Origin of the sequence: Priestia sp. YIM B13489 (assembly GCF_042787645.1) — a bacterium.
GTDB lineage: Bacteria > Bacillota > Bacilli > Bacillales > Bacillaceae_H > Priestia > Priestia megaterium.
This window is the reverse complement of sequence record NZ_JBHZOQ010000024.1, coordinates 1-26,827: the sequence shown is the minus strand read 5'-3', so window position 1 is coordinate 26,827 and position 26,827 is coordinate 1. Positions and strand designations below refer to the sequence as shown.

General features: G+C 33.1%; 22 protein-coding genes and 1 pseudogene. 12 read left to right on the top strand and 11 right to left on the bottom strand.

Annotation, left to right across the window (positions count from 1 at the left end; all coding sequences use genetic code 11):
* Together ACFX4W_RS01595 and ACFX4W_RS01590 are read left to right on the top strand one after the other, a co-directional pair.
* Positions 1-492 (top strand): hypothetical protein (locus ACFX4W_RS01595; protein WP_377559189.1); only part of this gene is annotated, 492 nt, incomplete at its 5' end.
* Between the two features lie 317 nt (positions 493-809).
* Positions 810-1,799 carry a ketoacyl-ACP synthase III gene (locus ACFX4W_RS01590; protein ID WP_377559188.1) on the top strand — a complete coding sequence of 330 codons (990 nt, stop codon included), beginning with the start codon at positions 810-812 and terminating at the stop codon, positions 1,797-1,799.
* 1,133 nt (positions 1,800-2,932) lie between these two features.
* On the opposite strand, the gene ACFX4W_RS01585 is transcribed toward ACFX4W_RS01590, so the two are convergent.
* Entirely contained in the window at positions 2,933-4,246 is a 1,314-nt protein-coding gene (locus ACFX4W_RS01585; RefSeq protein WP_377559187.1) for an MFS transporter, read from the bottom strand.
* 139 nt (positions 4,247-4,385) lie between these two features.
* Positions 4,386-5,774 carry an aminotransferase-like domain-containing protein gene (locus ACFX4W_RS01580; protein ID WP_377559186.1) on the bottom strand — a complete coding sequence of 463 codons (1,389 nt, stop codon included), beginning with the start codon at positions 5,772-5,774 and terminating at the stop codon, positions 4,386-4,388.
* 569 nt (positions 5,775-6,343) lie between these two features.
* Between ACFX4W_RS01580 and ACFX4W_RS01575 the strand changes: the two genes are divergently transcribed.
* From ACFX4W_RS01575 to epsC, 4 genes are all read left to right on the top strand, one after another.
* Positions 6,344-7,246, top strand: a complete 903-nt coding sequence (locus ACFX4W_RS01575) for a GHMP family kinase ATP-binding protein (protein ID WP_377559185.1) — start codon at positions 6,344-6,346, stop codon at positions 7,244-7,246.
* Positions 7,247-7,265: 19 nt separating this feature from the next.
* Complete coding sequence (locus tag ACFX4W_RS01570) at positions 7,266-7,964, top strand: alanyl-tRNA editing protein (protein ID WP_377559184.1); 699 nt, start codon at positions 7,266-7,268, stop codon at positions 7,962-7,964.
* A 468-nt stretch (positions 7,965-8,432) separates the two neighbouring features.
* Positions 8,433-9,470 (top strand): cysteine synthase family protein, encoded by a 1,038-nt coding sequence (locus ACFX4W_RS01565; RefSeq protein WP_377559183.1) that lies wholly within the window; start codon positions 8,433-8,435, stop codon positions 9,468-9,470.
* Positions 9,471-9,625: 155 nt separating this feature from the next.
* A complete protein-coding gene (epsC, locus tag ACFX4W_RS01560) occupies positions 9,626-10,540 on the top strand; it encodes a serine O-acetyltransferase EpsC (RefSeq protein ID WP_377559182.1) in 915 nt (304 codons plus the stop codon).
* Positions 10,541-10,835: 295 nt separating this feature from the next.
* Here epsC and ACFX4W_RS01555 read toward each other — a convergent pair whose 3' ends face one another.
* The 3 genes from ACFX4W_RS01555 to ACFX4W_RS01545 all read right to left on the bottom strand — a co-directional run bounded on the left by ACFX4W_RS01555 (position 10,836) and on the right by ACFX4W_RS01545 (position 14,578).
* The gene (locus ACFX4W_RS01555; protein ID WP_377559181.1) at positions 10,836-12,044 is read right to left on the bottom strand and encodes an ATP-grasp domain-containing protein; all 1,209 of its coding nucleotides are present in this window, start codon (positions 12,042-12,044) and stop codon (positions 10,836-10,838) included.
* A 62-nt stretch (positions 12,045-12,106) separates the two neighbouring features.
* Positions 12,107-13,369 (bottom strand): MFS transporter, encoded by a 1,263-nt coding sequence (locus tag ACFX4W_RS01550; protein ID WP_377559180.1) that lies wholly within the window; start codon positions 13,367-13,369, stop codon positions 12,107-12,109.
* Positions 13,370-13,384: 15 nt separating this feature from the next.
* The gene (locus tag ACFX4W_RS01545) at positions 13,385-14,578 is read right to left on the bottom strand and encodes a MalY/PatB family protein (RefSeq protein WP_377559179.1); all 1,194 of its coding nucleotides are present in this window, start codon (positions 14,576-14,578) and stop codon (positions 13,385-13,387) included.
* 659 nt (positions 14,579-15,237) lie between these two features.
* On the opposite strand from ACFX4W_RS01545, the gene ACFX4W_RS01540 reads away from it, so the two are divergent.
* On the top strand, positions 15,238-16,311 hold the full coding sequence (locus tag ACFX4W_RS01540; RefSeq protein WP_377559178.1) for a SagB family peptide dehydrogenase: 1,074 nt from the start codon (positions 15,238-15,240) through the stop codon (positions 16,309-16,311).
* A gap of 760 nt (positions 16,312-17,071) precedes the next feature.
* Here the strand turns inward: ACFX4W_RS01540 and ACFX4W_RS01535 are convergent.
* Together ACFX4W_RS01535 and ACFX4W_RS01530 are read right to left on the bottom strand one after the other, a co-directional pair.
* Entirely contained in the window at positions 17,072-17,293 is a 222-nt protein-coding gene (locus ACFX4W_RS01535) for a DUF3006 domain-containing protein (RefSeq protein ID WP_377559177.1), read from the bottom strand.
* A 2-nt stretch (positions 17,294-17,295) separates the two neighbouring features.
* On the bottom strand, positions 17,296-18,144 hold the full coding sequence (locus tag ACFX4W_RS01530; protein WP_483879982.1) for a ComEC/Rec2 family competence protein: 849 nt from the start codon (positions 18,142-18,144) through the stop codon (positions 17,296-17,298).
* A 395-nt stretch (positions 18,145-18,539) separates the two neighbouring features.
* On the opposite strand from ACFX4W_RS01530, the pseudogene ACFX4W_RS30690 reads away from it, so the two are divergent.
* Positions 18,540-18,715, top strand: a pseudogene (locus ACFX4W_RS30690) (DUF8096 family protein).
* Between the two features lie 69 nt (positions 18,716-18,784).
* On the opposite strand, the gene ACFX4W_RS01525 reads toward ACFX4W_RS30690, so the two are convergent.
* Both ACFX4W_RS01525 and ACFX4W_RS01520 read right to left on the bottom strand, forming a co-directional pair.
* On the bottom strand, positions 18,785-19,876 hold the full coding sequence (locus ACFX4W_RS01525; RefSeq protein WP_377559176.1) for a DUF4179 domain-containing protein: 1,092 nt from the start codon (positions 19,874-19,876) through the stop codon (positions 18,785-18,787).
* Complete coding sequence (locus ACFX4W_RS01520) at positions 19,860-20,402, bottom strand: sigma-70 family RNA polymerase sigma factor (protein WP_377559175.1); 543 nt, start codon at positions 20,400-20,402, stop codon at positions 19,860-19,862. Before ACFX4W_RS01520 ends, ACFX4W_RS01525 begins: the two co-directional genes overlap by 17 nt.
* A gap of 514 nt (positions 20,403-20,916) precedes the next feature.
* Between ACFX4W_RS01520 and ACFX4W_RS01515 the strand changes: the two genes are divergently transcribed.
* The 3 genes from ACFX4W_RS01515 to ACFX4W_RS01505 are packed head-to-tail and all read left to right on the top strand — an operon-like array spanning position 20,917 to position 23,051.
* On the top strand, positions 20,917-21,216 hold the full coding sequence (locus ACFX4W_RS01515) for a hypothetical protein (protein ID WP_377559174.1): 300 nt from the start codon (positions 20,917-20,919) through the stop codon (positions 21,214-21,216).
* Between the two features lie 12 nt (positions 21,217-21,228).
* Positions 21,229-22,362 carry an FtsK/SpoIIIE domain-containing protein gene (locus ACFX4W_RS01510; RefSeq protein WP_377559173.1) on the top strand — a complete coding sequence of 378 codons (1,134 nt, stop codon included), beginning with the start codon at positions 21,229-21,231 and terminating at the stop codon, positions 22,360-22,362.
* Positions 22,359-23,051 (top strand): hypothetical protein, encoded by a 693-nt coding sequence (locus ACFX4W_RS01505; RefSeq protein WP_377559172.1) that lies wholly within the window; start codon positions 22,359-22,361, stop codon positions 23,049-23,051. Before ACFX4W_RS01510 ends, ACFX4W_RS01505 begins: the two co-directional genes overlap by 4 nt.
* Before the next feature lie 1,092 nt (positions 23,052-24,143).
* On the opposite strand, the gene ACFX4W_RS01500 is transcribed toward ACFX4W_RS01505, so the two are convergent.
* A complete protein-coding gene (locus ACFX4W_RS01500; RefSeq protein WP_377559170.1) occupies positions 24,144-24,275 on the bottom strand; it encodes a hypothetical protein in 132 nt (43 codons plus the stop codon).
* A 467-nt stretch (positions 24,276-24,742) separates the two neighbouring features.
* On the opposite strand from ACFX4W_RS01500, the gene ACFX4W_RS01495 reads away from it, so the two are divergent.
* Entirely contained in the window at positions 24,743-26,296 is a 1,554-nt protein-coding gene (locus ACFX4W_RS01495; protein ID WP_377559168.1) for a DUF4365 domain-containing protein, read from the top strand.
* A 97-nt stretch (positions 26,297-26,393) separates the two neighbouring features.
* On the opposite strand, the gene ACFX4W_RS01490 is transcribed toward ACFX4W_RS01495, so the two are convergent.
* Positions 26,394-26,615 (bottom strand): helix-turn-helix domain-containing protein, encoded by a 222-nt coding sequence (locus tag ACFX4W_RS01490; RefSeq protein ID WP_075422544.1) that lies wholly within the window; start codon positions 26,613-26,615, stop codon positions 26,394-26,396.
* Positions 26,616-26,827 lie beyond the last annotated feature (212 nt).

Below are 26,827 nucleotides of genomic sequence, written 5' to 3'. Positions count from 1 at the left end.
GGAAAGAAGATAAATGCTTCTTCTAACATCTCTTATGGAGTAGATAAATCAGGGGAAACTGTTTACGGAAATAACTACGTAGAATATATTTTTGATGTAAATAGTAAAGATCTTAGTAAGTTAAAGCTTATGGGAGACCTTGTATCTAATGGTAATTATACAAAGGGTGATTGGAGTACTACATTTAAATTGCATTCTGTAGAAAGCGAAAAAAGTCTGATCTTTAATGAAGACTTTGGCAGTTGGGAAGCAACTAAAATGACCCTTTCATCACTAGGTGTGACACTATACGGAAAAGGCCAATTTAAAGATACTGACGATATGAAAGTTAGTGTGGAAATGAGAAATGGAAGCATTCAATCACTCGACTCATTACAAAACTTTAGTGACAATAAAAGTGTTAAAGCTAAATTTCTACCTTCTTCTCCTTTAGATTTATCGAAAATTAAAGCAATTAATGTAAATGGTGTAGTTATCAAAGTATCTAGATAAAAGAAAAAGCTAAGTTTCTTACTCCTATGAGTAAGAAACTTAGCTTTTTTATTGTTCATTATTTCAGAGGCTACCTTAATATTAATTTACTAAGATTACAACACACACAGTCCGTAAAAGTATACATTTTTAGTTACCATAATGTAATTTATAAAAAACAAAAATCCTTTAACATCAATAGTTTTAAAGGATTTTATTTTTATTATTAGGTCTACATAAGCCTAATTTACATTTTTTTCATATAAAATCATTGACTTTATTAGTACCTAGTACTAATATCAGTTTATATATCTTGGTAAAAAAGAAGGGTGAATATAATGAAATCAACTGCACGTATTACAGCAATAGGTACATACGTACCAGAAAAAAGACTTACCAATGACGATTTAGAACGAATTGTAGATACGAACGATGAATGGATTGTGAAACGAACTGGCATGAAGGAAAGAAGAATTGCTAATGAAAACGAATATTCTTCTGACCTAGCTATTAAAGCAATTGAAAACTTAGTGAAGCAATATCAGAAAGATTTAAAGGATGTAGGATGTATCATTGTCTCAACTACCACACCGGACTATGCATTTCCGAGCGTAGCAGCCCAAATACAAGATTACTTTGATATTCCTGCGACTGGGGCTCTAGACTTTAACGCTACCTGTGCTGGTTTTACATATGGATTACACATGGCAAACGCCTTTATTACATCTGGACTTCATCATAAAGTTTTAGTCGTAACTGCAGAAACGTTATCGAAGGTTACAGATTACACGGATCGTACTACGTGTGTTCTATTTGGGGATGGGGCTGCAGCTGTTTTGGTCGAAAGTGATGCAGAGCGCCCAAGTTTTATTGCTACGCATATTGGTACAAATGGAAAGGGAGGTAAACATGTATACCGCACCAATTTATCTACTACCATGCATGGACAACTTTTGAGTTCGAGTGGCAAGATGGTGCAAAACGGAAGGGAAGTATATAAGTGGGCATCTCGAACAATTCCTTTAGGTATGGCTGAATTGCTAGAACAAGCAAACCTACAAAAGAGTGAAGTAAATTGGTTTGTTCCACACAGTGCCAATTTACGAATGGTTGAGTCTATATGTGAAAGATCAGAGTTTCCAGTTGAGAAGACATTAACTAGTGTCGAGTACATGGGAAACACTTCTTCCGTTTCCATTCCTCTAGCCCTACAAATAGGGATAAACGAAGGGAAATTAAAAGATGGAGACGTTCTCTTACTCTACGGATTCGGAGGAGGCCTTACCCAAGCAGGTCATATTATTAAATGGGATTTAGGTAAGGAGTAAATAATTAATGTATATCATTTCAACAAGAATTTTACAGCAAATAATTTAAACAAAGATGATCCGCATGACAACACAAAAAGATCCTACATTATTTTGATGTAGGATTTTTTCATTCACTTCTATAAATAGAGTATGTTCATAAAAGTATACTTTTACGGACTGTTAGTTTGTATGAAAAATCTATTATTTCTATCATTCGTTTAAGTTTGAAAATGAATTACGAACGTCTTCTAAAATCCATACACTTTTACGGATATTTTTGGTGAAATAAGAGGAAAAAATGAGTAGAAAAATGGAAAACCGAAGATTTGGATATATATGTGTGAGTAGCCAAGGTCAAGGTAAAGGGCGTCAATTTCAATCTATATAGGAAGTGGACATTTCTCCTCTTGATATTTTTATCAATAAATAAAGTGGGAAAATTCAATCGAGAACAATATCAAATACTAAAACGAATGATTTGTAAAGGAAATATTCTTTACATCCCTTCACTAGATCGTTTTAGTCTTAATAAGGAAGCAATCTTACAAGAGTGGAGTGCGATAATAAAGAAGATAGAGGCAGACATTGTAGTCTTGGATATGTCTTTGTTAGATACTACTCAGTATAAGAAAAATCTCAGAACATTTATTGCGGACCTAGTTCTGCAAATTATGTCTTGGATGGCCTAAAGAGAATCGTATTTGCAAGCGCCAACGGGAGGGGGACTGGTGCTGCATTGAATAAGGGTATATCGTTTGGACGGCCTAAAGCTAAAGTCAGTCAAGAATTTATTGAAGCTTATAACCGATAGAAAAGAAAAGAATTTACAACTGTAAAAGTTATGAAGGAAGAAGCTTTTTCTACTAAGTATATAAAATTTGAGAAATTATGAAGAACTTAAAGAAAATTGAGTTTCTTAATTTAATTGATTGGCCTTTGTAGAACAGAGATAAAGAAGCTTTTTACGTTTAATAGAAGAACGTAAATTTTTATTTTAATAAAAACAATATAATATAGAAGAAACTGGTCATAAGAACTATATATGAGATGCATTTTCTATAGAAATAAAAAAGGACCTTAAAATTAAAAGTCCTTTTTATCTTCCTATTAATCTAATTAGAGATAAACTAATTAATTTACTCATTTTGTATTTAAAGTTCTTTATTTACTTTAAGTATAATTTCTTTTTTGCCAGCACGGGCCCATATTACAACTGGAATTAATATTAGAGATAAAATACCTCCACTTAATGATAGAATTGCATAACTTGAATGAGCAACAACCATTCCAGATAGAGCACCACCTGATGCACCTGTTAATGCAATTAAGACATCTATGGTCCCTTGAGTTTTAGCGCGTGTTAATGGTTCTGTAGAGTCAACAATTTGAGCAGTTCCACTTATCAGACCTAAATTCCATCCTAGTCCAAGTAAAGAAAGAGCAATCACCATGAGACCCATCGACCCACTTGTTGCCATAGCTGCTACAAGACCTGCCAAAAGTAAAGTGACTCCAGAAGCAATAGTCATTGCAGTTCGACCTATTTTATCAATTAGAATTCCTGTGACTAGTGAAGGGAGATACATGGAACCTATATGAGCACCAATAACAATTCCTACTGCACTTAAACCATGGCCATTATGTTCCATGTGTACAGGCGCCATGGTCATAATAGCAACCATGACGGTTTGAGTAAGTACCATAACTGTAGCACCAATGATTATTCCTCTTTTATTATTTGCATGTCGAGGAAGTGCTGAATTATTTTGATTGTCAAGTTCTTGTCTATTTTTTTCTATTGCCTTTGCTATCAGTAAGGGATCCGGACGAAGCAGTACGTAAAATACAAGCCCAGCTAAAATATAAGCGAAAGCTGCTAAAATGAATGGTCCTGCAAGTGCTGGAACATTAATAGCTAATGATAACTTTCCCATTACATCTACTAAGTTTGGTCCTGCAACTGCTCCAAATGTAGTGAAAACCATAGCCATACTTACAGCAGTTGCTCGTTGATTTGAATTGGCTAAATCTGTCCCTGCATAACGAGCTTGTAAATTGGTTGCTGTCCCTGCTCCGTAAATAAGTAGAGAAACGAATAGAAGAAAGATACTATTTATAATTGCTGCAATGACAACCCCAATTGATCCAATTCCCCCAGCTATAAAACCTGTCGCAAGCCCGACACGGCGTCCATATCGCTGAGACAGCCTTCCTACTATTAAAGCAGCTCCTGCTGATCCTAGAGTAAATATAGCAGCCGGTAACCCTGCTACTGCATCTGTCCCAAGCATTTGCTGGGCAAGAAGTGCTCCTACAGTTACCCCCGCAGCAAGACCGGCACCTCCAAAGATTTGTGAAAGACCTACAATTAATAATGTTCTCTTGTACAGCTGTGCTTGTTTTTCTGCAGAATGAATGTAAGTTGATTGTCTATCTAACTCTTTTACACTATCTTTATGTAACATAATCTAACCTCCCTTTCTAGAAAGCAAACTATATATATTTATACTCCCTATCCTCATTCCATGTTTATCCAAATAGGTTTAAATAATCTTAACATGTAAAAAAGAACCATACAATATAATAATTGTATGGCGAACAATATTAGATAATATCTTTTAGTAAACGTTTAAGAATAATCAATCCTTGTTCAAGCTCTTCAAGTGTTTCTGACGCACAAACAGATACTCTTACAGCTCGTTCTGGGCAACTATTGCCAACTACAAAACGTTCAGCTGCATACACTTGTACCCCTTGCTGTGCAGCTAGGTATTCAAATTCCGCGCCTGTCATTTTTCCTGGCAATAATAACCAACGAAAAATTCCTGTATCTACACCTAAACACGTATAGTCTGCCAAATATCGGTTCACAAGTTGGTTTCTACGAATTGCTTCTTGCTGATGCCCATCTATTAAGGTTTCAAATTGATTAGATACTATAGTTCGCGCTGCGAGTTCTGCTAGCAAAGGTGAAACTGAAATATTTAAATTATAAAGCGCCTTTGAAATTGGTTCTTTAAATTGACGTGGCACTGCTACATACGCTAGTCGTAGACCCGGTGCTATTGCTTTCGATAAACTTGCAATATAGATGGCCTGCTCTGGGGCAAATGATGCGACTGCTGGTTGTGGATTTTGGTTGAGTAGATGATAAGTCGCATCTTCAATAATGAACTGATTATACTTTATTGCAATTGCTCCAATCCTTTTTCGGTTCTCAACAGACATACAGGAAGTAGTTGGATTATGATAATCTGGGATCAAGTAAACGCCCTTAATATTGTCATTTTTACATGTGTGTTCAAAGGCTTTTGGATTAAATTGATTATTCTCTGATTTAATCGGTACTAATTGTATACTTAGCATTGCCGCAACAGTCTTTAAGCCCGGATAAGTATGATGGTCAACACCAATACGATCTCCAGGCTGACAAAGACCCGCCAGTATGGCAGCTATTGCATTTTGACCGCCATTTGCAAATAAGATTTGATCAACTGTTGTTTCAAACCCACCTCTTCGGATTATCTTTATAGCTGCATCTTTTTGCCAAATACTTTCTCCTGTCCGACCATATCCAAACCATTTTTCGTAATCCGTATCTTGCACCATACTTTTCAGTTGGAGGACTAGTGGCTCATATGAAACATTATCAGGTAGCGTTGCTCCCATTTCAATTAAATGCTTTGGTTTTGTATCTGCAAGTAAATATGCATTTGATAACGCATCATAGGATACAAATGTGCCACTCCCAACACTTGCACTTAATAGCCCCTTTAATTCACACACTTTAAAAGCTTTTGAAATGGTACTTAAATTTAAGTCTAAATAATCGGCCAGCTCCCTCTGCGGCGGAAGTTTTGTCCCTGGTAATAAATTCCCATCTAGAATGTCTTGTTTTAATTGTCCGGCCAGTGATTGATAAATTGGTTTTTTAGTTTTATCAAATGATGGCTTCCAGCTCATCGGATAGTTTTCAAAAGAATTAATCGGCATAACACACTTCCTTTTTTATACAATTATAAGGTTGTATCAACTATAAATCTATTATAATTTTCTTTAATATTGCTCTCTGCAGTGAAAATAGAATAGCAATCATTTTAAAAAATTTACCCTTTTCTCTCATTAATATAGAAGAAAATAAATAATTCCTATCGGAATTCATTATATTTAAAATATTTAAAAAATTTTAAAAAATTTAATTTACATATTATTTTTTTTAATGTAGTATGGTTTTGTAAATATTTACATTGGTTCCAACTAATACAATTTTATGTTATTTTATATTCGAATTTAATTATGGTTTAATGGTTTATTAAGTAATAATCGTTAAAAATCCACAAATCTTATTTAAAATTATTATTTTTTGAAATTTTAAAAATCTATTTACGAAAAAAATTTTTTACTAATCTTTGTTATCAGAAAGTTTATTACTAGTAATTCTTTAATCTCAAGACAACTTACCTTATATTTATTCTAAAAAAACTATTTGCTTACATCTTTCAACTTCTGCTGATACTGAATATAAAAAATAATATTAAATTACAGAGAAAGGTGACGTTCTTATGATTCCAGTAAGTTTAAACAAAACACTTAGTGTAACAGAAAGTGCATTCGGAACCTGTGGAGAGCTTGTTCAGGGTTGTATCGATGGTCAGAATTTTATGATCACTTTTCCTGTATCTCTGCATTCTAATGTTGAAGCAACATTTATAAGTGGAGGAGAAATCATAGTTAGCCCTAGTTACAAGAAAAAAGCTGCAAAGGCTGCAGAAATATTGCTTAGCTATATAAAAGAATTAGGATTAATTAATAAGGATTTGGGAGTTTCCCTTAATATCGAATCGGATTTGATTGAAGGAAAAGGAATGGCTAGTAGTAGTGCCGATATTGTAGCAGTATGTCGTGCAGTTTCGAAACTCTGTAATTATCCCATTACCCCTTGGCAAATATCAAAAATTTCCGTTTCTATTGAGCCTTCAGATGGAGTAATGTATGAATCCTCAGTGGTGTATGACTTTTTTGAAGGAAAATTACTTCAAGAGATAGGTCCTATAATGCCCATGAGTTTAGTAACTATTGATTTTGGAGGTACTGTAGATACAGTTGAATTTAAGAGAATACCCTATACACAAGAAGAAGAAAAACAAATTTTTAAAGCCTATCATCTAGCAATACGTGGAATTAAAAATCGGGATATTCAACTTTTAGGAGAGGCTACAACGATAAGTGCTCTTGTAAATCAACGCCGGCACTATAAAAAAGAGTTGAATAATATTATTAATCTGATCCCTGAATTAGAAGCTTATGGAGTTGCGGTAGCCCATAGTGGATCGATTATATCCTTGTTATTTGATTTTAAAAATTATGCAAAAATTGAATTAGCTAAAAGTAAGCTTGAAGGTTTGTTTCCAAAAGCAATAATCCAAGAATTTAATGTATTAAGTAAAGAAAGTTTATCCAAATAATTTTATTGGAGGGATTTATGTGGTACAGAAACTTTTTCTCGAAGAACCTTATCTGAAGGAATGTACGGCTACTATTACTAAAGTAGATGGAAATAAAATTTTCTTAGATCAGACAGTTTTTTTTCCTGAGGGTGGAGGACAACTCGGTGATCAGGGATGGATTGAAGATTATGAAGTCATTGATACACAAAAAATTGGTGGGAAGCAATTTTTTCATAAAGATTTCCCCGTTATAAAGGTTGGTACAGAAATTGTACATATTTTAAAAGAACCCGTAAAAGATTTAGCCGAGGGAATGAAAGTTCGAGCGAAGATTAATTGGGAAAGACGGCATAAGCTAATGAGAATGCATTCTGCAGCTCATCTTGTTTATTATTATGCATTTGAAACTTTCGGAAAGATGCATGTGAAAGGATGTAGAATTGCTGAAGACAAAGCTCGATTCGACTTTTTTAGTCCAGATCGTCGTCTTGATCGTGAAGAGTTAGATAAAGTAGAAAGGCTTGCAAATTCAATAGTGGAAGATAATCTTCCTATAAGTAACTTTCCCGTAGAGGGTGAACCAGAAGCACTAGTGTGGGTTTGTGGCGATATACGCATTCCGTGTGGTGGTACACATGTAAGGCAAACGCAGGATATTGGCAAAATATCAGTTAAGAGAAACACGAGGGGGAGAAGTATAGAGAGAGTATATTTAACAATTGAAGACGGAAATTAGATTGAAGAATTCACAAAAGAAGATTTTTTCATCAGAAGGTATAGGTACATTATTATTAATACCCTGGATAATTTGGCAGATCTGGACAGGAGATAGCAGCTTTTCATTTTTCCCTCTAAATCAGTGGGGAATACTTATTTCAATGGGAATAATACATGCTACTTTAGTATTTAGCCTTTTCTGGAATAAAGTCCTTACAAGCTAAGCATGTAGGATTTATCATATATCTTGATCCACTTAGCCGGTCTCTTTTCAAAATTAGCACTCCGCCAATATTTGTATATAAGTACAATTTTCAGGGGGAGTATTATTGTTTTTTCCGGAATTTTAGGGGGGGATAATAGAGAAAAAAGAAACTGATGTTAATCAAATGCTATCTTAATATTACCTTATTTATATACCGATTTAAAAAACCTTCACAAAGTTAATAATCAATTTAAAAGCTTAAAATTGGAAAGGAAGATAATGATGTTTAGAGAAAATATAATAGAAGCAATTGGAAACACCCCCTTAGTAGAACTTAGGCTAAACCAATCAGCCGTAGGAAAAGTTTATGCAAAATTAGAAATGTTAAATCCTTTTGGTATGAAAGATCGGGCTGCAAAACAAATTATTATGGAGGCAAAAAAGAATGGAGATTTAAAAGACGGCACTCCAATCATTGAAAGTTCCTCTGGAACTATGGCGCTAGGACTTGCGTTGGTAGGTACTTATTTAGGACATGATGTTCATATTGTGACTGATCCACGTACTGATAAACTAACTATTGCTAAATTGAAAGCTCTGGGGTGTAAGATAGAAACAGTTCATGAGATGTCTGATCGTGGCTGGCAAAGTGCCCGTCTCGATAGATTAGATGAGCTTCTTCGTAATAATCCTAATGCTTTCTGTCCTCATCAGTACGAGAATATTGATAATCCAAGAGCTTATGAAAGTTTAGCAAATGAAGTCCTTAAAGAGTTGCCTGAAATTAATATTCTAGTAGCTTCTGCAGGTAGTGGTGGTTCACTTTGTGGAACAGCACGTGCTTTAAAGGAAAATAACCCAAATTTACGTGTGGTAGCCGTGGATGCTGTAGGCAGTGTGATTTTTAATCAACCTGATATACCTAATCGTTTACAAGGTGGACATGGAAATAGTGTAGTACCACGCAATGTAGACTTTTCAATAATAGATGAAGTTCATTGGCTCAATGATGAAGAATGTTTCTCAGCTACTTTAGAATTAGCTCAACATGAAAAAATCTTTGCAGGTAATAGTTCCGCAGCTGTTTATGCTGTTTCTCGTTGGATAAGTTCGCAGGTACCAGAAGGTACGAATATTTTAACTATATTTCCGGATAGAGGGGACAGGTACCATCATACTGTTTATAATGAAGATTATCGTAAAGAAAAAGGTATGAGTAACCTCTTTGTACCTAGTTCTCCGAAAATGGTTAACTACGGAGAAATTGTTGAAAATTGGTCATTTGCATATCTACAAGATGAAAAGGAGCCTGTTCTGTAAAACTAAGTAAAGGAAGATAAAATATATAAATTTTAGGGAACATTATTCAGTTTACCTTTTGAAAATAAAATAGTGTTCCCAACTATCTATAGCATTATAAATTGATTGAAAAGTATTCATTATATATCTGGTAACTTTTGCGGAGGCTTAATTAAATGGAAGAAAATGAATATTTCAATAATGAAATTGCTAAGGTTGCAAATTCACTTGAAAGTATAAACAAAAGTTTTTTTAAAATAGAAGAAAATATAAAGTTTGCTGATAAACAAAAAATATATAAGATACTTCATCACTACCGTTCTGCACTGTTCCCTAACACCTACGGTAAATTACCAATCAATAATACTAAAATCAATATTTTAATCGACAAGAAATTAAAAATGGTAGCTTTAGAGCTAAAAAATCTAATTAATAAAGTACTAATAAATAATGATAAAGATCAAAGTAATAATGATTTCTATGAATTTAAAGTAGATCAAATGGTTATGAAAATAATAAATAAGTTTCCAGAAATCAGAAAAAAACTTCAAAGTGATATTCAAGCAGCCTATGATGGAGATCCTGCAGCAATTACCATGGAAGAAATCTTACTTAGCTATCCCTCCATAGAGGCAATAAGTACACACAGAATATCACATGAATTATTTATTCTAGGGATCCCAATAATCCCTAGGATAATGTCAGAATATGCTCATCGGTTAACGGGAATTGATATTCATCCAGGGGCAAAGATTGAAGAGCGTTTTTTCGTTGATCATGGGACAGGTGTAGTGGTTGGTGAAACATGTACAATAGGAAGGAATGTAAGAATATACCAAGGTGTAACCTTGGGTGCTAAAAGCTTTTCAGTAGATCACCAAGGCAATATCATAAAGGAATTAAAGCGACATCCTACCATAGAGGATAATGTTGTTATATATGCTGGAACAACGATTCTTGGAGGAAAGACTGTAATTGGACATGACTCTATAATTGGAGGAAACGTATGCATAACTAGTTCTGTACCTCCTCATTCTAAAGTTTATAACTCTCAACCAGCACCAATCATAAAAAATACCATGAAGATATAAAAAAAGGATCCTGATTCAAAACCTGAAAATATCTTCAATTAGTTATTCAAACTTATATATAGCAATATAAGTATTTAAAAAAGTTCACAAGTAGTATAGAAAGCGAAATTTATTTCAGTGGAATCAATCTATTTGATCTAATTTTATTTACAGAAAGATGGTACCATGAGTACCATCTTATTTTACCTGGTTTAGAGAAAAAATTCGTTTTTTATTTAATCAAAACAAGAGATCATAGGGCTGCAAAGTGCTCTTTCAAGAAAATTTTGCGGTCTTATGATCTCTTATACTACTATCAAGTAAAAATATTAGACTCAAGCGAATTTTGTTGCTTAGTAATTAAGTATTTTGATAAATCTTCTTTTAAAAAACGTACCATTTCTTCAAAATTCCTTGTTTCTGCAAAAGCAAAAGCAAAAACAGGATATTCTTTATAGTTTATTTTTCTCATTTGTAATAAGTTACTAAAAGATGTTGAAAATCTTTCATAATCTACATAAACAATATCGCTAATGTCTATACTTTTGGGTATATCAGCAACATTAATTGAATAATAATTATTTTCTCTTCCTTTAAAAATTTCATTCCAAGAAGGCTCTTTTTGTTTGAAATAATATTCGTATGGATTAAGGTTGAACGCGAATTTCATAAGCTCTGATGTACACCACCCTGCAAATCGTAAGGGGTTTATTTCAATTGGAACTATTGTTTTGTTATCTATTACCCTAAATTCTACATGTACAGGGTATCCTTTTAAATTAAATATCTTCCCTAATTTATCTAGTTCCTTTGTAAACTGATTTAGGTATTGATTAATGATATTTTTATGAGTGTAATATATACGATCGCTAGTATCATCCTCTGAGGAGAAAAGATGTTTTAAGATATTTAATATAATTGGTTTTCCTTCAGAATTGTAATATGCATCAATTGCAAATTCTTCTCCAGCTAAATATTCTTCTATGATAAATTCACTGTTATCTATTACATGCTTAGGGTAGAGAAATTCAGCTTTTTTCCTCTCGTTTTCTATATTCTTTATTACATTTTTATATTCATCAAAATTATTTATTTTATAAACATTCATGCTAAAAAAGCCAACAGATGGTTTTAAGATGAACGGAAATATACAATCCTTCCTATTTAAGTTTGCTAATTTTTCTATACTAATACCTTTGAAATTAAAATTTGGATACATATCTTTAGTCATTTCACGAAATTTAACCTTATTCTTAAGAAGTTGAGTTGTTTTTGTAAATTCCTTGTTTGAACTATAATCAAGTAAGCAGGAAATTGCATTTTCAGAATTCAAATATACAAGGCTATTCTCCTTTAATTTATTTGTTAATTGCTCTTTACTAATAAACATTGAAGTGTATTGTTTATTAGGTATAATATCTTTATTACATAAAAAAGCTGGCACATTTAATTCTTTAATCGTTTCTAACAATAAATCAGAGATATATGGCTTATCCAATAGAATAACAGGTGAAAGGTTTTCCATGAATTTATTCTCCTTCAAAGAAATATACTTTTACTGAAGATTTTTAAAATTCTTCAATTCAATTAAGACGCGTTAATTTTAGTTTCCACCTTAATCTGTCTGTCGTCTAGAACTTTACCTAATAAACAAAATAGAGCCGGAACCAAAAGAGAAAGTGAAGTAATTAAATAAGCAAGATGTACAGAAATATCTCCTAAGTAACCTATAAGTAAAGTATAAATAATAGTAAGTACTAAGCTTGTCATTGAGATTGTTCCCATAGTTCTACCAATATATTTTTCGTTTACGTACTTATATATAATAGACTTAGATAATACCTTTACATTGCCTATAAAAAAGCCTAATACTATATAACATATAAAAGCCATAAAATATTGTGTTTGCATACTAAATATAACTGTGGAGCCCCCAAGTAATAACAATGAGCACAGCAAATAAAAAGATATCTTTTTTCTTGAAGATATGATTAAACAAAAAGCTGCAGATAGTAAACTACCGATACCAGCGCCACTATCAATAAATCCAAGTGTAAATTCATTTCCTGTAACCATTTGATAATTGAAAGGTGCTAAAAGAATATTGATTGCATAGAAGAAGGGAAGAACTATACAAGATGTTAAACTAAAAAATAATATTTTTTTATTACCCTTTAAATAGTTGAGGCCTTCTTTTATATCAGTAAAGTACTCTTGTACTATTGAATGTGTTTCCCCTATTTTACTTATAGGTTTATATTCAAAAACTTTGTAGATTTTATAAAAGAAGATTGCTCCTACTATATAAGTGACAGAAGCGATCATTAAAGTTAATTCTACTCCAGCGATGTTCATAACACTACCCGCCAATAACCCTGCCATCAGCATACCCACTTGCCATGCTGCCTGAAGAAAGGACACCCCTTTTAAATAATTATCTTCATCAATTACATCTTTTATAATGCTTTCTAAAGTAGGCATTAATATGTACCAAGCAATATAACTGAGAAAAATTGAAAGATAAAGCACAAAAACATTAAAAAAACCTAAATACATAGCTATAGGGAGTAAAACAATAGTCACAGCTCTCAGAATCGAACAAATAATACTTAACTTTGCTTTATTAGTTTTATCTATTAAAGCCCCTATAATCGGTCCTAAAATAGCAGATGGTAATATAGTCAATATAAGCATATAACCTATAGACATAACAGAATTACTTTCTTTCAAAGTTACAACTATAATCGTTAGAGTTACAATACCTTCGCCTAAAAAGGAGGCTAATGATGCAAAGAAAAAATTTCTAAAAATAGATTGACGAAATAGCCCAAATACTTTAAAAACATTCATTGATAATCCTCCCAATTAATTAGGCACCTTCATTAGATTTTTAACAGCATTATTTAAACGGTTTAAAGCTACTTCTAATGTCTGTCTAGAACATGCTATGTTAATTCTTTCAAAACCTTTACCTTCTGTCCCAAATATATAGCCTTCATCCATTGCTATCTTTACCTTTTTCAACATGAAATTTTCCAATTGTTTTTCGTTCAAACCTAACTTTCTACAGTCTAACCATACTAAATAAGTAGACTCTGGTTCTATCACCTTAATTTGTGGGATATTATAGTTTATAAATTTCTTAAGGTATTCAAAGTTATCCTTTAAATATAAAATTAATTCATTTAACCATTTCTCCCCGTTATTGTAAGCTGCCTCTAATGCTACTATTCCAAAAGTATTGGTTTTAGCGAGATAATAACTATTTAATGTATGAACATATTTTTCTCTTAACTCCTTATTGGGAATAATAACATTGGCTGTTTGTAATCCAGCTAAGTTAAATGTTTTACTAGGAGATAAACATGTAATAGAATTATTGGCTAAGTTATCTGACAAGGTAGCAAAAGGAGTATGTTTAAATCCTGGTAAAACTAAATCACAATGTATTTCATCTGAAACTATTATCATATTATTTGCTAGACATTTTTCTCCTAATCTAATGAGGTCTTCTTTATCCCAAACTTTACCTATTGGATTGTGTGGGTTACACAAGATAAATAGCTTAACTGAAGAATCAATTTTGCTCGAAAAATCTTCTATATCCATATAGTATTTTCTTTTATGTTCGTCATAAATCAAGGGGTTTTCTACTAAGACTCTTCCACTTTCTTTAATAGTTTCAAATATAGGAGGATACACTGGAGGCTGACAAATAATTTTATCTCCAGGTTTAGTGTAAGTTTCGATTATTAACTTTAAAGCTGGTAATACGCCCGGACTAAAAGTAATCCAATCTTTTTTTACTTTCCATGAATGGCGCTTTTCCAACCAGGTTATAAGAGCAGAATAGTAAGAGTCAGATCGAGTTGCATAACCAAAAACTCCGTGACTTGCTCTATTGGTAATTGCTTCAACAATCTGAGGACAAACTTTAAAGTCCATATCTGCAATCCACATAGGAAGAATCTCATCATCACCAAATAATTCTTTAACATCATCCCATTTTCTGGAATTGTAACCTTTCCTCAAGATAGTCTCATTAAAATCATATTTCACAATTGAATACCTCCCTAAAATAAGAAAAATTACCTTTTTTTAGTATATTACAAATAACCCAATAAAAAAACAGAAAATATTAATAATTTTAAATCATTAGTTTATTTATGTTTATTATTCCATTTTTTGTGTTAATATAGTGATTATTAATTGGGATAAAAACCTATATTTTCATTTATATAGAATATATAAGTTTAAAACTTCTTAAATTGTCATATCTGGCACAAGTTATTTAAAAAGACAGAAAATATTAATAATTTTAAAATTTTAGTTTATTTATATTGATTTTTTGTTTTTCTGTGTTATCATAAGGTTGTCTACATGGTAGATAAATACATTAATAGAAGGAGTTGGATTTAATGAAAAAAGTTACTCGTGAAGTAAAACGTACATGTGCTTTAATGCCTGTATTAGCTAGCAAATAATGTTTGCATGACTAAGTAAAAATACATATACGGGGGAGGGGCCTAAAATGAAAAAAGTTACTCGTGAAGTAAAACGTACATGCGCTTTAATGCCTGTATTAGCTAGCAAATAATATTTGCATAACTGAAAATAACCAAGCCACTGAATCACTATTCTCAGGAGCTTGGTTATTATTAATTTATTTAGTCTAAATTTAATTTACATATAAATATTTTTAGGAAGGAATTATTAAAATGTATACGTTAAACCCTAATTTATTTATTCAAATTGAGAATGGAGAATTTGTATTATGGGATTATAATAACCATGAACAGTATGCTCTGGAATCTGACTATTTAAATAGACTCCTAGAATGGTCAAAAGGATCAGTTACCGATACCAACTCTATTGATAAAGAACTATTAGAAGCTAATCTTTTAGTAAGAGAAATTCCTACTGAAGAAAAGTGGGGATGGGATGTTTTATCACACATCTTTCATAAAGGAACTCAGAATATTCCACTTACTGAAAAAAAACTCTCCAATCCCGATGAATGGGTAGATGAATATCTTGATTTTTGTGAAGGTATTATTGATAAACAACCTAATTTATTTACTGAACATCCGGGAACGATAATTGAATTACCTAAGCCGGACATTTCTCTGTATGAAGAAGGGAAATTTATTAACGTGCTTAAAGATAGACAAACCTGTAGGGTGTTTAATGGTGAAACCATGCCATTAAATTATTTATCCACATTACTATTTACGTCATTTGGTCTTATACATGGTGAAGAGTGGAATGAGCTCTCTGAAAATGGTTTAGTTGCCACAGGAATGCGTAAGGCAAGTGCATCTGGTGGCGGATTGCATCCCGAAGAAGCTTATTTGTTAGTCTTTCATGTAGAAGGTCTATTACCAGGTTTATATCATTATAGACCTCAAGATCATAAGCTCACTCGCCTAAAAGAGGGCGAATTCGAGGATAAGATGATCGATTTATTATACGATCAATACTTCTCTGCAGGATTAGCCGTAGGTATATTTATCTCAGGAAGATTTGATAAAGCTTGGTGGAAATACCAACATTCTCGTGCGTATAGAAATGTTCTCCTTGATATAGGTCACTCTTCTCAAACTTTTCAACTCTGTGCTACAGCTCTAGGTTATCAAACATGGATTACAGGAGCATTTCAAGATACAGAGGTAGAGAAGTTTTTAGGGGTTGATGGTAGAACAGAAAGTGCCTTGTTTTTTGTAGGAGCTGGAATTGGCGAAAAACAGGGTATTGATCAGCGAACTATAGATAGATTGATATCTCGTAAATAAAATATCAAACAAAAATAATTGAAACTAATTTAAAGTAGAAGTGATGCCTTTACCTATAATGGGGCTCACTTCTATTAAAGTTTGAATAAAATTTCTTTTCAATAAGCAGCATTATAAACTTTCATATAAAAAAATTTATATTCCTACTTGATTAAACAACTATTGAAGGAGTATGGTAAATAGAATGGATAATAGTAAACAGCCTGTTAAGAAAGAGGAGAAAACAAAGAACAATAAGGATTTTAAGAGTTACTGGAACGAAATAATAAGAGCTCTAATAATCACTAAATGAGTTTTTGGTGATAAGTAGATAAGTACCTCATAATTTGATTAACAGGTAAGCAACATTTAATTTTTGGAAATGAAGAATTGTATGTTAAGTGTGGAAGAAGTATGGTCATTTTTTGAGTTATATCTTCAAACATAATTAATGTTTTATAAATTTAGAACTAATTTGTATCAGAAACGAGAAAACCTTGTATTTTTGTCGAAGATAAGCTCATTATCTCTGAATCGTACTAAGGATTGAATTGAAATAATGCAAAAAACGCTTAAAAAGTTAATTTAAGCGTTTTTTATATCTACCGGGTTAGGTAAAAACAATCTCTATGTATTCAAGCTAAGTAATTAAAATAGAAACACAAAGTAGACTTGACTAATTATTAGCTTTGTACTTTGTAAAATAAATATTCAATATTGGGGCTTAGTGTGACGAGAATGAACAGTTTTCACGCCAGAACAAGATCTAATGAATGAGCTGTTAATCTTCCCAAATCTCATTCATTAGACTTTCAATTTCTTTTGCTCTTTTCTGAGTTTCTTGTCTATCAATTTTCACTTGATTACCTGTAATATAAACGACATCTCCAACTTGTGTATTCTTAGGGAAAATATCTTTAGGGTAGTCCTTTGTCTTTCCTTCGATTTCAACAACAGCAAATCCCTCTTCAAATCGATCAATAATACCTTTTATCTTTTTCATAATTACCTCGATTTTTTAACAGAATAAGATGTTCCATCCCCAGTAATAATAATTGTACCACTTTGGTCTGTTCGCAGAATACTTGCTTTAGAGTTTTTTAGTAAGTTCACAACTTGAGAAGTAGGGTGTCCATAACTATTTTTACCCACACTGATGACTGCATACTTAGGTTTTACAGCATCTAAGAAATTCTTACTTGTAGACGTTTTGGCACCATGATGGCCAACTTTAAGTACATCTGCACGTATTGTTTTCTTTGCCTTAATCATGTCTGCTTCTGCTTTTGTTTCAGCATCCCCTGTAAATAAAAATGTATTCTTTTGGTAAGCCATATGGACAATAGCGCTCCAGTCATTTAAGTCACTGTTGGCATACATTCTGGTAGGCCCTACAATTTGTGCATTTACATCTTTAACAGGTAACTTTACACCTGCTTGTGCGGTTTTAATCGTTAATTTTTTCTTTTTCACGGCATTTAAAAAGTCTTTGTAAGCTTGCGTGTTATTACTTACTTTGGGAGCATAAACATTTTCTACTTTGAATGCATTAATAACTTCATCTAGCCCACCAATGTGATCAGCATCAGGATGAGTTGAAATTAATACTTCTATATCATCGACCTTTTGTTTCTTTAAATAACTTACAACTGCATTTCCTTTCCCTTTGTTTCCACCATCAATAACAATGTCCTCGCCATTAGGAGCTTTAATATAGATACTATCTCCTTGACCTACATCAATGTAGTGTACTTTCATGGTTTTAGGCGTTGCTGCGTATGAGGAAGCAGGAGCTACAGCAATTCCTATTCCTATAGCTAGCGAAGAAACAATCTTGATAACACGACTCTTCATTGTTTTATCCCCTTTTACAAATGTATTTTCATATGTAGTGTTCTTTTATAGCAAAATTAATTTTACTATATGAAACCATCTGTTGATACAGCAAAATTGAATATTTTTACTTATAAAAGTGAAAAAAGTCACGTTATATAGAAAGTATCGTGACAATACGGAGGTAAATAGTAGTAAAATGGACTGTTTTAAGATTTTTATCAACTTGACATTTCAAAAGAAAATGAATTTATCGTCCAACCTTCGTAAACTATAGATAAAAATGAAGCTTTTTATGTATAAGGAAAGATAATTAAAAATAAAATGAGCTAATTGATGTTCATTTTATATAAGATAATTTCACCTCCAATTCTTGTAATAACCTAACAAGGGTTAATTGGAAAAGAGTAATTAATATGAAAGGGAAACAACAGCAAGAAATAGATCTTGATAAAGTGTATGACTATGTTGAATTTCCGGATAAAGTTAGTGGCCGATGCGACAACTGTAACTCAGCTTACTTCGAAGTTCAGTAAAAGGTGGCGTTTTCCTGTGCGAATGTCGAAATTGTGGCAGGAGGAAGAGTATCTAGGTATAGATAATCATATAGTAAAAAGAGAAGGCTTCAATCCTTCTCTTTCTTTGTTTTCTTTAAATAAACTTATTTGGGTATTTTCACTTTAAAGGATTTAAATTTGACTGGTTTCAAAGACCCACCTTTGAAACCTATATCCCTTGATTCGCCCTTTTCACCAAATTCAACTCCCCCACCCTCTGTTGGAAGAGATAAATAAGGAGTAACGGTCAATTCAGTAACATGTGAGTTAATTGGATCAAACTTTTTATTACTTTTAAATACTAGTTTATCTTTCACCCTTTGACCTTCTGCCCCACCAGAATGGCTTGCAATCTCCTTCCCATCTTGATCAATTACTCGGAATTCTATATCTCCAGCTCTGCTTAGTTCAAAGTCCTCTCCTTTTTCAGTACTCTCATAAGCTATACTCATACCTGTTTTACTTAAGGATAAATCTTCGACTTTAAGAGCAATGCCGTCCACATTTTGTAAATGATGGATAGGAACCTTCTTAATATCCGTGATTTTTTTGACTGGATTTGAGAAATACCACGTTTCTCCATTCTTACCATGCAGGATTAACCCAAGCTCAAAAGAATTTGGCATATCTTCAGATATGTTTATCTCTTGAATGGCCGTTCGAGTTGTTGCTGATTGAACTTTTTCCCCATAGGAACCTGAGGATCCGTCAGGTGATTTTCCATTTATGGTGAAATCCATACCAGCACCAAAATAGTATTCTCCTAATTTTTTTTCTGATTTTATGATATAACCAAGGCTAATGCCATTTTGGTCATATAGAATTTCATCAAGCGTAACAGATATTCCATTAACAGTCTGTGTTTCTCCAATCTGGCTGGTCAATCCTTTTTTTTGAGCTTGTTTCAAACTAACGGAATTAGAATCTGCAAAAACAGAACCAATAATAGGTATTTGAGACAAAGTGCTTGTTAAAGCTGGGGATTGATAAGAAGAAGCAACTAATAGTCCAAAAGCGACTGCCACACTGGACATAGCATATAAGCCTTTCTTTTTTTTATTACTGATTTTATGGTTATATTTATAACTTACCTTGTTGCCATTCATTTGTAATTCTGCTTGACTAATACCTGCTTGAATAGCTGATCGAACCTGTTCTTTGGGGAAGTTTTCTACCTGCTCATGAGATTCTTTCATTTAATTTATAGCTCCTTTCTAACTCAATTTTTAATTGTTTCTTCGCTCTACGTAGATACGTTTTTACTGTACCAACTGGTTTTTCCATCACATCCGAAATGTCCTGAATGGATAAATCATGATAATAAAATAAGATAATAGACGTTTGATAAGATGACTTAAGTTTAGATAATGCCTCACTTAAATGAAAAGATTCTATTTCTTTTTCCTGTTTCTGATCTAACCTCTTTAATAATTCATGTTCTTCATAAGGAACAATTTGTTCTCGTTTCTTTAATAGCTTGTAACACTCACGTATAAGAATTCTAAATAACCAAGTTGAAAAATATTCTGGCTTTTGTAGATGACCTATTGCGAGAAATGCTTTACATGCTGTTTCTTGGATAACATCAAGAGCATCTTCTTTTGTTCCAACGTACGAAAGAGCTTTATAATAGAGCATTTTCTCTTCTTGAAAAAGTAATTCTTCAAAAGCCCTATCGTCTCCATTAATTGCTTTTTTTACTGTATGTATATCATGTTTCACAGTGCCATCCCTCCTCTCGTTAATTAGAGTCATCTCGACATAGAGAAAGTTTCATTATTCTTCTCTTTTTTTACATTATTTTTATTTTACTATTCATAAGGTGAACATTGTTTCTCTGAAAATAAGCAATCATGAGATCTCCGGACTCCTCGTCCATTTTATAAAATCAACCATTCAATAGGACAACCCCTACCATATGAAAACCCATTACTTCTTACATAATCAGCTATCCCTTACCTACTGCAGTAAGGGTTCTTTTTTATTTTTCGACTGGACAGGCAAGCTTGCTGAAGTAGCTACATAGTATCTAAAGAATTACGACTTCATTATCTAATCAGTATCTAGTTCAGTATCGCTACCGCGTTAATACAAGCTTTATACGCCTTGTGAAGCCCTTCATCGAATCTGTAAGGGAGCTGAGCCGAAGAGGCGAAGGGGGCGACCAGATGTGTTGAGCTGAAATAACTGAGACATGAAAAGCGAAAAAATAAAAAGAATGAAAGTAGGTACCAACATGAGAAAAACAAAAGGATTTACCTTCCGGAAAATATTACCTCCACCTCACAAACCACCTCTTACAAGATCTCGTCCCCTCAAGGCTTATTCCTTTGTCCCATTTAGTCCACTAGCTATGCTTGACCCCACTATTCTGACCATAGGAGGCATTGTCTTAGGGATTGCTGTTATCGAACGAATATTAGAGCGATGGGGTGTCATTGATCTCGTTGATCAGTTCTCAAAAGTAATGCGCTTTATCTTGCCTTTCACCTTTTATGGGGCTCTATTTTACTTCTTTGCGACATTTATGTTTTAGGGAGGGTTCTAGATGTTTGAGAAACTAAAATTGCGTGGAAAGCTTATTAAAGCGTTTCGTACGGCAGAGATTTATCGGGTCATAAAGCGTGGGGATCGTACCTCCTATCAATTTCCGAAGATCCATCGGATCGATCATCAGCTCACCTACACTCGGTATGCTTTTTCCTTACTAAATGGCATTGATCCTGAACTTTTAAATAAAAAAAGATGGGCATTACGACAAGTGCTAGGCAGCAATATCGAAATAAACGGCAGCTTAAAGAACTTTAGCATTACCGTTCATCACAAAAGCCTACCTAAGATGCTTAATTATAGTTATGAAAGTATTCATCCTTATATTGAAAAAATGGAGCTTCCGGTATGCATTGGTCAAGATATTTATGGAAACCCCGTTTCATGGGATTTTGCGGATTTGGAAACAATACTGATTTCTGGCGAAATTGGAGCCGGAAAAAGCAGTCTCATGCGTGTGATCCTCACAACATGGGTGAAATATACATCGCCTGATGAGTTGCGATTAGTATTGGTCGATCTTAAACGAGCTGATTTAGGGCTATTTCATGGGATTGAGCATGTAGATGCGCTTTGCTTTGAAGCCAAGGATATGAGAAAACCTTTTGCTTTATTACGAGCTGAAATGTATCGAAGAGGCGATTTATTGTTAGAGCATGGTGTGACGCATATCAGCAGGCTACCTTTTAAGCTGCCTCGTATCGTTGTGGTAATTGATGAAATGTCCATCGTGAAGAGAGAAACGGATCTTGTGGAGATGATCCAACAGTTTGCCAGCCAAGGTCGTGCGTTAGGTGTTCATACGATTATTGCCATGCAGCGTCCCGATGCCGATTTATTAAACTCTGCGTTAAAAGCGAATTTGCGTGTAAGGATTTCTGGTAGGCAAGCCGATGCTACAAATGCGAAAGTAGCTGGAGTACTAGGTGCAGAAGAAATTGATGCTGCAGCCAGGGGGCGTATGAAAATTAAAATTAATGAAGTGAAAGAGTTTCAAGCCTACTTCTTAGATGAGGAAGCTTGTAAGGAAATCCTTTCACCTTATAAAACGCTCGTGAAAGATCCTGAACCAGAACTAGAAGTGGTATCACATTCCATCTTTGGGTTATTAGAGAAGGAGGAGCAGCGATGAGTTTCCGTTTATCTCAACGTGATAAAGACATCATAGCGTTTATTAACCAGTTTAGAGCTGTGGATCGAGACTCATTAGTTGACCTCTTCTTTAAACAGCTGAAATCGCCTGTAAATGCATGCAATAGTGTCATGGTACGTTTATATCGATTAGGAGTAATTGAACGCACACAGCAGTATTCTCCTACCGTCTATTTGCCCGTGGATGCCAAGATCAAAAAGAACTCTCAAAAAATATTACATTTCCTTTCTATCTTGGATGTCTATAAACAAATGTGTACGTATAGTGTACCTAAACACGTCATTGTGGAAGATAAGCCCACTGGACGAAAAGGAGGGATCGAACCGGATTTATTTTGTATTTTTAAAGGCTCTCCTTTTTGGATTGAAATTCAACGAAATCAGTATTCAGAACTGAAAATGCAAGCGAAGATTAACCTCTATGAAGAGTTCTTCTTTTCGGATGAATGGCAGGCATTACATTGGCAGCCAGAGGACCGATCAGCGATTTTCCCTTCTGTCATTTTGATTACACCTGTTCGTTATGCTGTTAATTCTGAGCACATCCGCATTATACAGGTAGCAAGTATCCACGAGCTCATGGAGAAATATAAGAACTCTGCAAAACAGGAGAGGCAAGTAAGACCAAGGTTATCATCCTCAAATGGAATCAAAATTAATTTAACATAGGGTAATAAGAAGGTATGTCCTTTGATAAAAAAGAAAGCTACCCCATCGTTGCAGGACAGGTAGCTTTTAAGAGAATTCATAAACTAATTTATAAAAAGTCTGAATAACTTTATAACAAATTAAGAAATAAATCAATACAAGTTGACCTTGAACATATATATAACGTGCATTTTTTATACATCTTCCTCTCACTTGGGTATCGAGTAAACGTAGTCATATCAGGGATGGATAAAAAGCTGCATATATGTAAACTAGCTACTTGGTGTCTTGAAATAAAAAAGTCCCATTGATATTACTCAATTTAAAGAAGGAGCTCTGTCTATCATATATAGGCCAAAAACAGAAAAAACAACTGGGTCCGTTCAGTTGTTTTTTCTGCTACATTTATTTGATTAAAGGATAGAAACTTTACAGCTTCTTGAGTAGTTTGTTCATAACATGTGAAATTATTCAATCTCCTAGACACAATGAAAAATAGACAGAATATTTTAATTAATTAATTTACTTTGTGATCGCTTTCATTTATAATAAGGGTAGGTTGGATGGCATGAGTGGCTGTCATAGTATTTAGCATAGGCGGGGCTGATACGAGGGAACAGGGCATAAAAGAAATGTCCTTTTTTATTTTCATGAAAAAAGTAAAAACAGCATTTGATAATTTAAGTCAGAAAATATAACAGAATGATGGTTTTTTTATTCTAATTATGTAAAATGAAGTTGTGTAGAATCTACATAAAAAAGAAAGGATTACCCTTTGGGGATAAGGTAGTCCTTTTTTTATTGGTTCGAAAATTACACAAATATTTATATTTTCAAAATATTAAGTGATGACATTGATCATCACAGATAGTAAGATATAAGTGGTCAGCCTAACGGTGGGTTCACGTTTGATAACCCAAATCATGCTTATAGGAAAGAGCATTTCTCATTTGAGAGGAATGCTCTTTTCTCTGTATAAGAAAAAGCAGGCTTAAGCCTGCTTTTGTAGCCTTAGAGGCTATTTTATAGTTAAGAAGTACGTATTAGTTCTTGTGAGGATTCTTGATACAAATTCAGAAACTGTTGAACAGCTTCTGTCATACATGATGTATTCTACTTCTTTAAGATACTTCTTTTTTGATTCTTAATCGTGCACTCTTCTTTATGGAAAATTTCTTGTGTTGCTGAAATAGAATGACCATCAAGAGTAAAGACTTCTTGTTCTGCTTGAGTTATTTGATTCATAAATACTTTCTATTCCAGGGTTTTACATTCTTTTTCTGCACTCTTTAGCCCAGCAACTTCACCAACTAAATCAGACACTACACTCAAGATATTTTCAATACCCATTAATAGTTTTTCGCTTTTATCCATGATAAGGCCGTTCTACTTTTTGAGGGCAACCTATGTTATAATAAAAGTCCGTTACGTACTAAGTTTTGACATGGGGGTGCTTTCCTAGCTGGGAAAGTGCCCTTTTTCATTTTATTTTGTTTAGACTTGGATTGTTTATAATAATGTTTGATCAAGAATCTTGTATATAACAGGATTTTTTTGTTTGATAGTAAACCCATTTCATTGATTAAGAAATAGCTGAGAAATACACTCGTTGGATTTAATTTATCTAACGAATGCTGTTTCGTTGTTGCTATACTAGGATTCGATGAGTTTTTAACGACTTAAATGTTCATCATGAAGAAGGAGAGAACTGAATGGTTACAATAAAAACCCAAAAAAAGGTTGCAGTAAAAGATCTAGAAACTGATACAACAACTGTTGAACAGCTAGCGTATTATCGAATATTAGCCCCACTAAAAGTTAGAGCACTCTTATCTCATCTTAATTCAAGTGAAAAGAAATCTATTTCCTTTGATTTTAAAAAAATGAAAAATGGGGATTTAGATCCTTTACGTCACACATTTATAGAAGAGGTAGACAAACAGCAAACAGGCTCTACTGAAACATCTGAAAACAAAGAATCTACGCCTTACAAAGTAGATTTTGTTAACATGCAAAAGAAAGCTTTTAATTTATATGAAGGGATAATTCACGTATATGGTATCCCAGACGACGGTATTAAGTTACCAGTGGAGGAAGTTAAAATAGATGAGTTGAAAATTGGAAAAAACGAAGTCGTTTATATGAACAATGAATCCATCCTTGTTACTTACCGAATCATTGACACAGAGAAGGGATTCAAGGTCGTTATAGAAGATACTTTAACGTTGGATTTTGATAGGAGAAAGAAATCTGGTCTATTCCATCTAGAAAGAGTAAAAAGCCTCGGTTCCTATATGAAATGTTTACGATTAATAAACTATTACATACAGCGCAATAAGTTTCCTTTTCAATCTCTACAGTTATCTGGTGGGACATTAAATTTAAAGGGACATCTCCAACAAATTGAGGAAGAGATTGAGTCTTACAAAGAACTGATAGATATTTGTACTCAAATTGGAATAAGTGAAAATTATATATTTGATGATAAGGAAGATTTCCCTTCCCTATTCAATGCTATAATCAATATCTTTAAAAATAAACAATATAGCTTACTAAATATTCATCAAGAAAAACTAGAAAAAACGGAGATAATCAATATTGAACTCTCCAAATATGTGAAACTAGCATTAATATATGCAGATGGATGTTTCCTTAACCTTTATAGTGAAGAAGCGTTAAAAATAACGGGTAGATATTCGTCTATAACAGATGTAGCTAGTAATCACGGGCAGGATACTGTTGAACCTGTTATGTTATCTGATAATCGGAAAAATTTTGACCAAAAAGTAAGCATTTTCGCTTCTCGAAAAATTGAAGAAATGGTGAAAGATACAAACTTTGATTTTGACATAGTAAAATTATCTTTTGCCGATAAACATCATGATATACAAGCTGACTTAACAATTACTAGTTCTTTAGAGTATATAGACTTTTATGATAAAACCCTCGATGAAAATTATTTAGAGCTTGCTCTTGATCTAAACCAACGATACTTAGCTAAGTATTCTAAAGATGAAATTGCAAAGGTTAATATTTATCTCATTAAACTCAAGCAAGGCCATGAATTATCAGAAGATGAACAAAATGATCTTTATAATATACAAGCAAGAGCAGAAATGAATAACGAGCAAACAATATGTTTTGCATGTGAGGTTTTGTTGAAAAATCAGACAAAAGCGAAGAGAATATTTGCTACTCTTCCTGGTGAGGAAAAAGAAGAAATAATGGAATTTCCAATCTACCGTTTTTATCAAAACTTGAAGTAGTACGCTCATTTTCTTCTATATATAGATTGCTAGTAACCTTTTATAAGTTTTTTTATCCTTAATGCAATAAATAAGCCCTATTTGCCTATGATAGGGCTTATAAGTTAAAAAAGTCTTCTACTTTCGCCTTCGAGTCAAGTTTTTTTAAGATATTCATCACTTTTTTTATGGTTGAGCCAGATGGAATATAATTTGAGTCATTATAAATTTTACTAACTGTATGTCTATTTAAATTAGTTGCTTTAACTAATTTGGTTTGAGTATAGCCCTTGCCCATTAGGTATTTTCCTAACTTACTTTTTTTAGTGATTTTAGGCATACTAACACACTCCTTTTTATAAAGGATGGACGCATTCTAAAAAAACTATACATTTTTGTATAAAAAAACAGGCAAAAATCTTAATTTACAACATATAATAAACTATAAAATAAACAGTATATAAATATTGCTTATGCAGAGTTGGAATAATGTCGATATTTTGGTCATAATCATATAGCATGAATACAGTTAAGACCGCCTTATACACTGAT

Bases quoted from the DNA above. Each gene is read 5' to 3' on its own strand.
- ACFX4W_RS01590 (WP_377559188.1), top strand. From the start codon at position 810: ATGAAATCAACTGCACGTATTACAGCAATAGGTACATACGTACCAGAA.
- ACFX4W_RS01585 (WP_377559187.1), bottom strand. From the start codon at position 4,246: ATGTTACATAAAGATAGTGTAAAAGAGTTAGATAGACAATCAACTTAC.
- ACFX4W_RS01580 (WP_377559186.1), bottom strand. From the start codon at position 5,774: ATGCCGATTAATTCTTTTGAAAACTATCCGATGAGCTGGAAGCCATCA.
- ACFX4W_RS01575 (WP_377559185.1), top strand. From the start codon at position 6,344: ATGATTCCAGTAAGTTTAAACAAAACACTTAGTGTAACAGAAAGTGCA.
- ACFX4W_RS01565 (WP_377559183.1), top strand. From the start codon at position 8,433: ATGTTTAGAGAAAATATAATAGAAGCAATTGGAAACACCCCCTTAGTA.
- epsC (WP_377559182.1), top strand. From the start codon at position 9,626: ATGGAAGAAAATGAATATTTCAATAATGAAATTGCTAAGGTTGCAAAT.
- ACFX4W_RS01555 (WP_377559181.1), bottom strand. From the start codon at position 12,044: ATGGAAAACCTTTCACCTGTTATTCTATTGGATAAGCCATATATCTCT.
- ACFX4W_RS01550 (WP_377559180.1), bottom strand. From the start codon at position 13,369: ATGAATGTTTTTAAAGTATTTGGGCTATTTCGTCAATCTATTTTTAGA.
- ACFX4W_RS01540 (WP_377559178.1), top strand. From the start codon at position 15,238: ATGTATACGTTAAACCCTAATTTATTTATTCAAATTGAGAATGGAGAA.
- ACFX4W_RS01535 (WP_377559177.1), bottom strand. From the start codon at position 17,293: ATGAAAAAGATAAAAGGTATTATTGATCGATTTGAAGAGGGATTTGCT.
- ACFX4W_RS01530 (WP_483879982.1), bottom strand. From the start codon at position 18,144: ATGAAGAGTCGTGTTATCAAGATTGTTTCTTCGCTAGCTATAGGAATA.
- ACFX4W_RS01525 (WP_377559176.1), bottom strand. From the start codon at position 19,876: ATGAAAGAATCTCATGAGCAGGTAGAAAACTTCCCCAAAGAACAGGTT.
- ACFX4W_RS01515 (WP_377559174.1), top strand. From the start codon at position 20,917: ATGAGAAAAACAAAAGGATTTACCTTCCGGAAAATATTACCTCCACCT.
- ACFX4W_RS01510 (WP_377559173.1), top strand. From the start codon at position 21,229: ATGTTTGAGAAACTAAAATTGCGTGGAAAGCTTATTAAAGCGTTTCGT.
- ACFX4W_RS01505 (WP_377559172.1), top strand. From the start codon at position 22,359: ATGAGTTTCCGTTTATCTCAACGTGATAAAGACATCATAGCGTTTATT.
- ACFX4W_RS01500 (WP_377559170.1), bottom strand. From the start codon at position 24,275: ATGAATCAAATAACTCAAGCAGAACAAGAAGTCTTTACTCTTGATGGT.
- ACFX4W_RS01495 (WP_377559168.1), top strand. From the start codon at position 24,743: ATGGTTACAATAAAAACCCAAAAAAAGGTTGCAGTAAAAGATCTAGAA.
- ACFX4W_RS01490 (WP_075422544.1), bottom strand. From the start codon at position 26,615: ATGCCTAAAATCACTAAAAAAAGTAAGTTAGGAAAATACCTAATGGGC.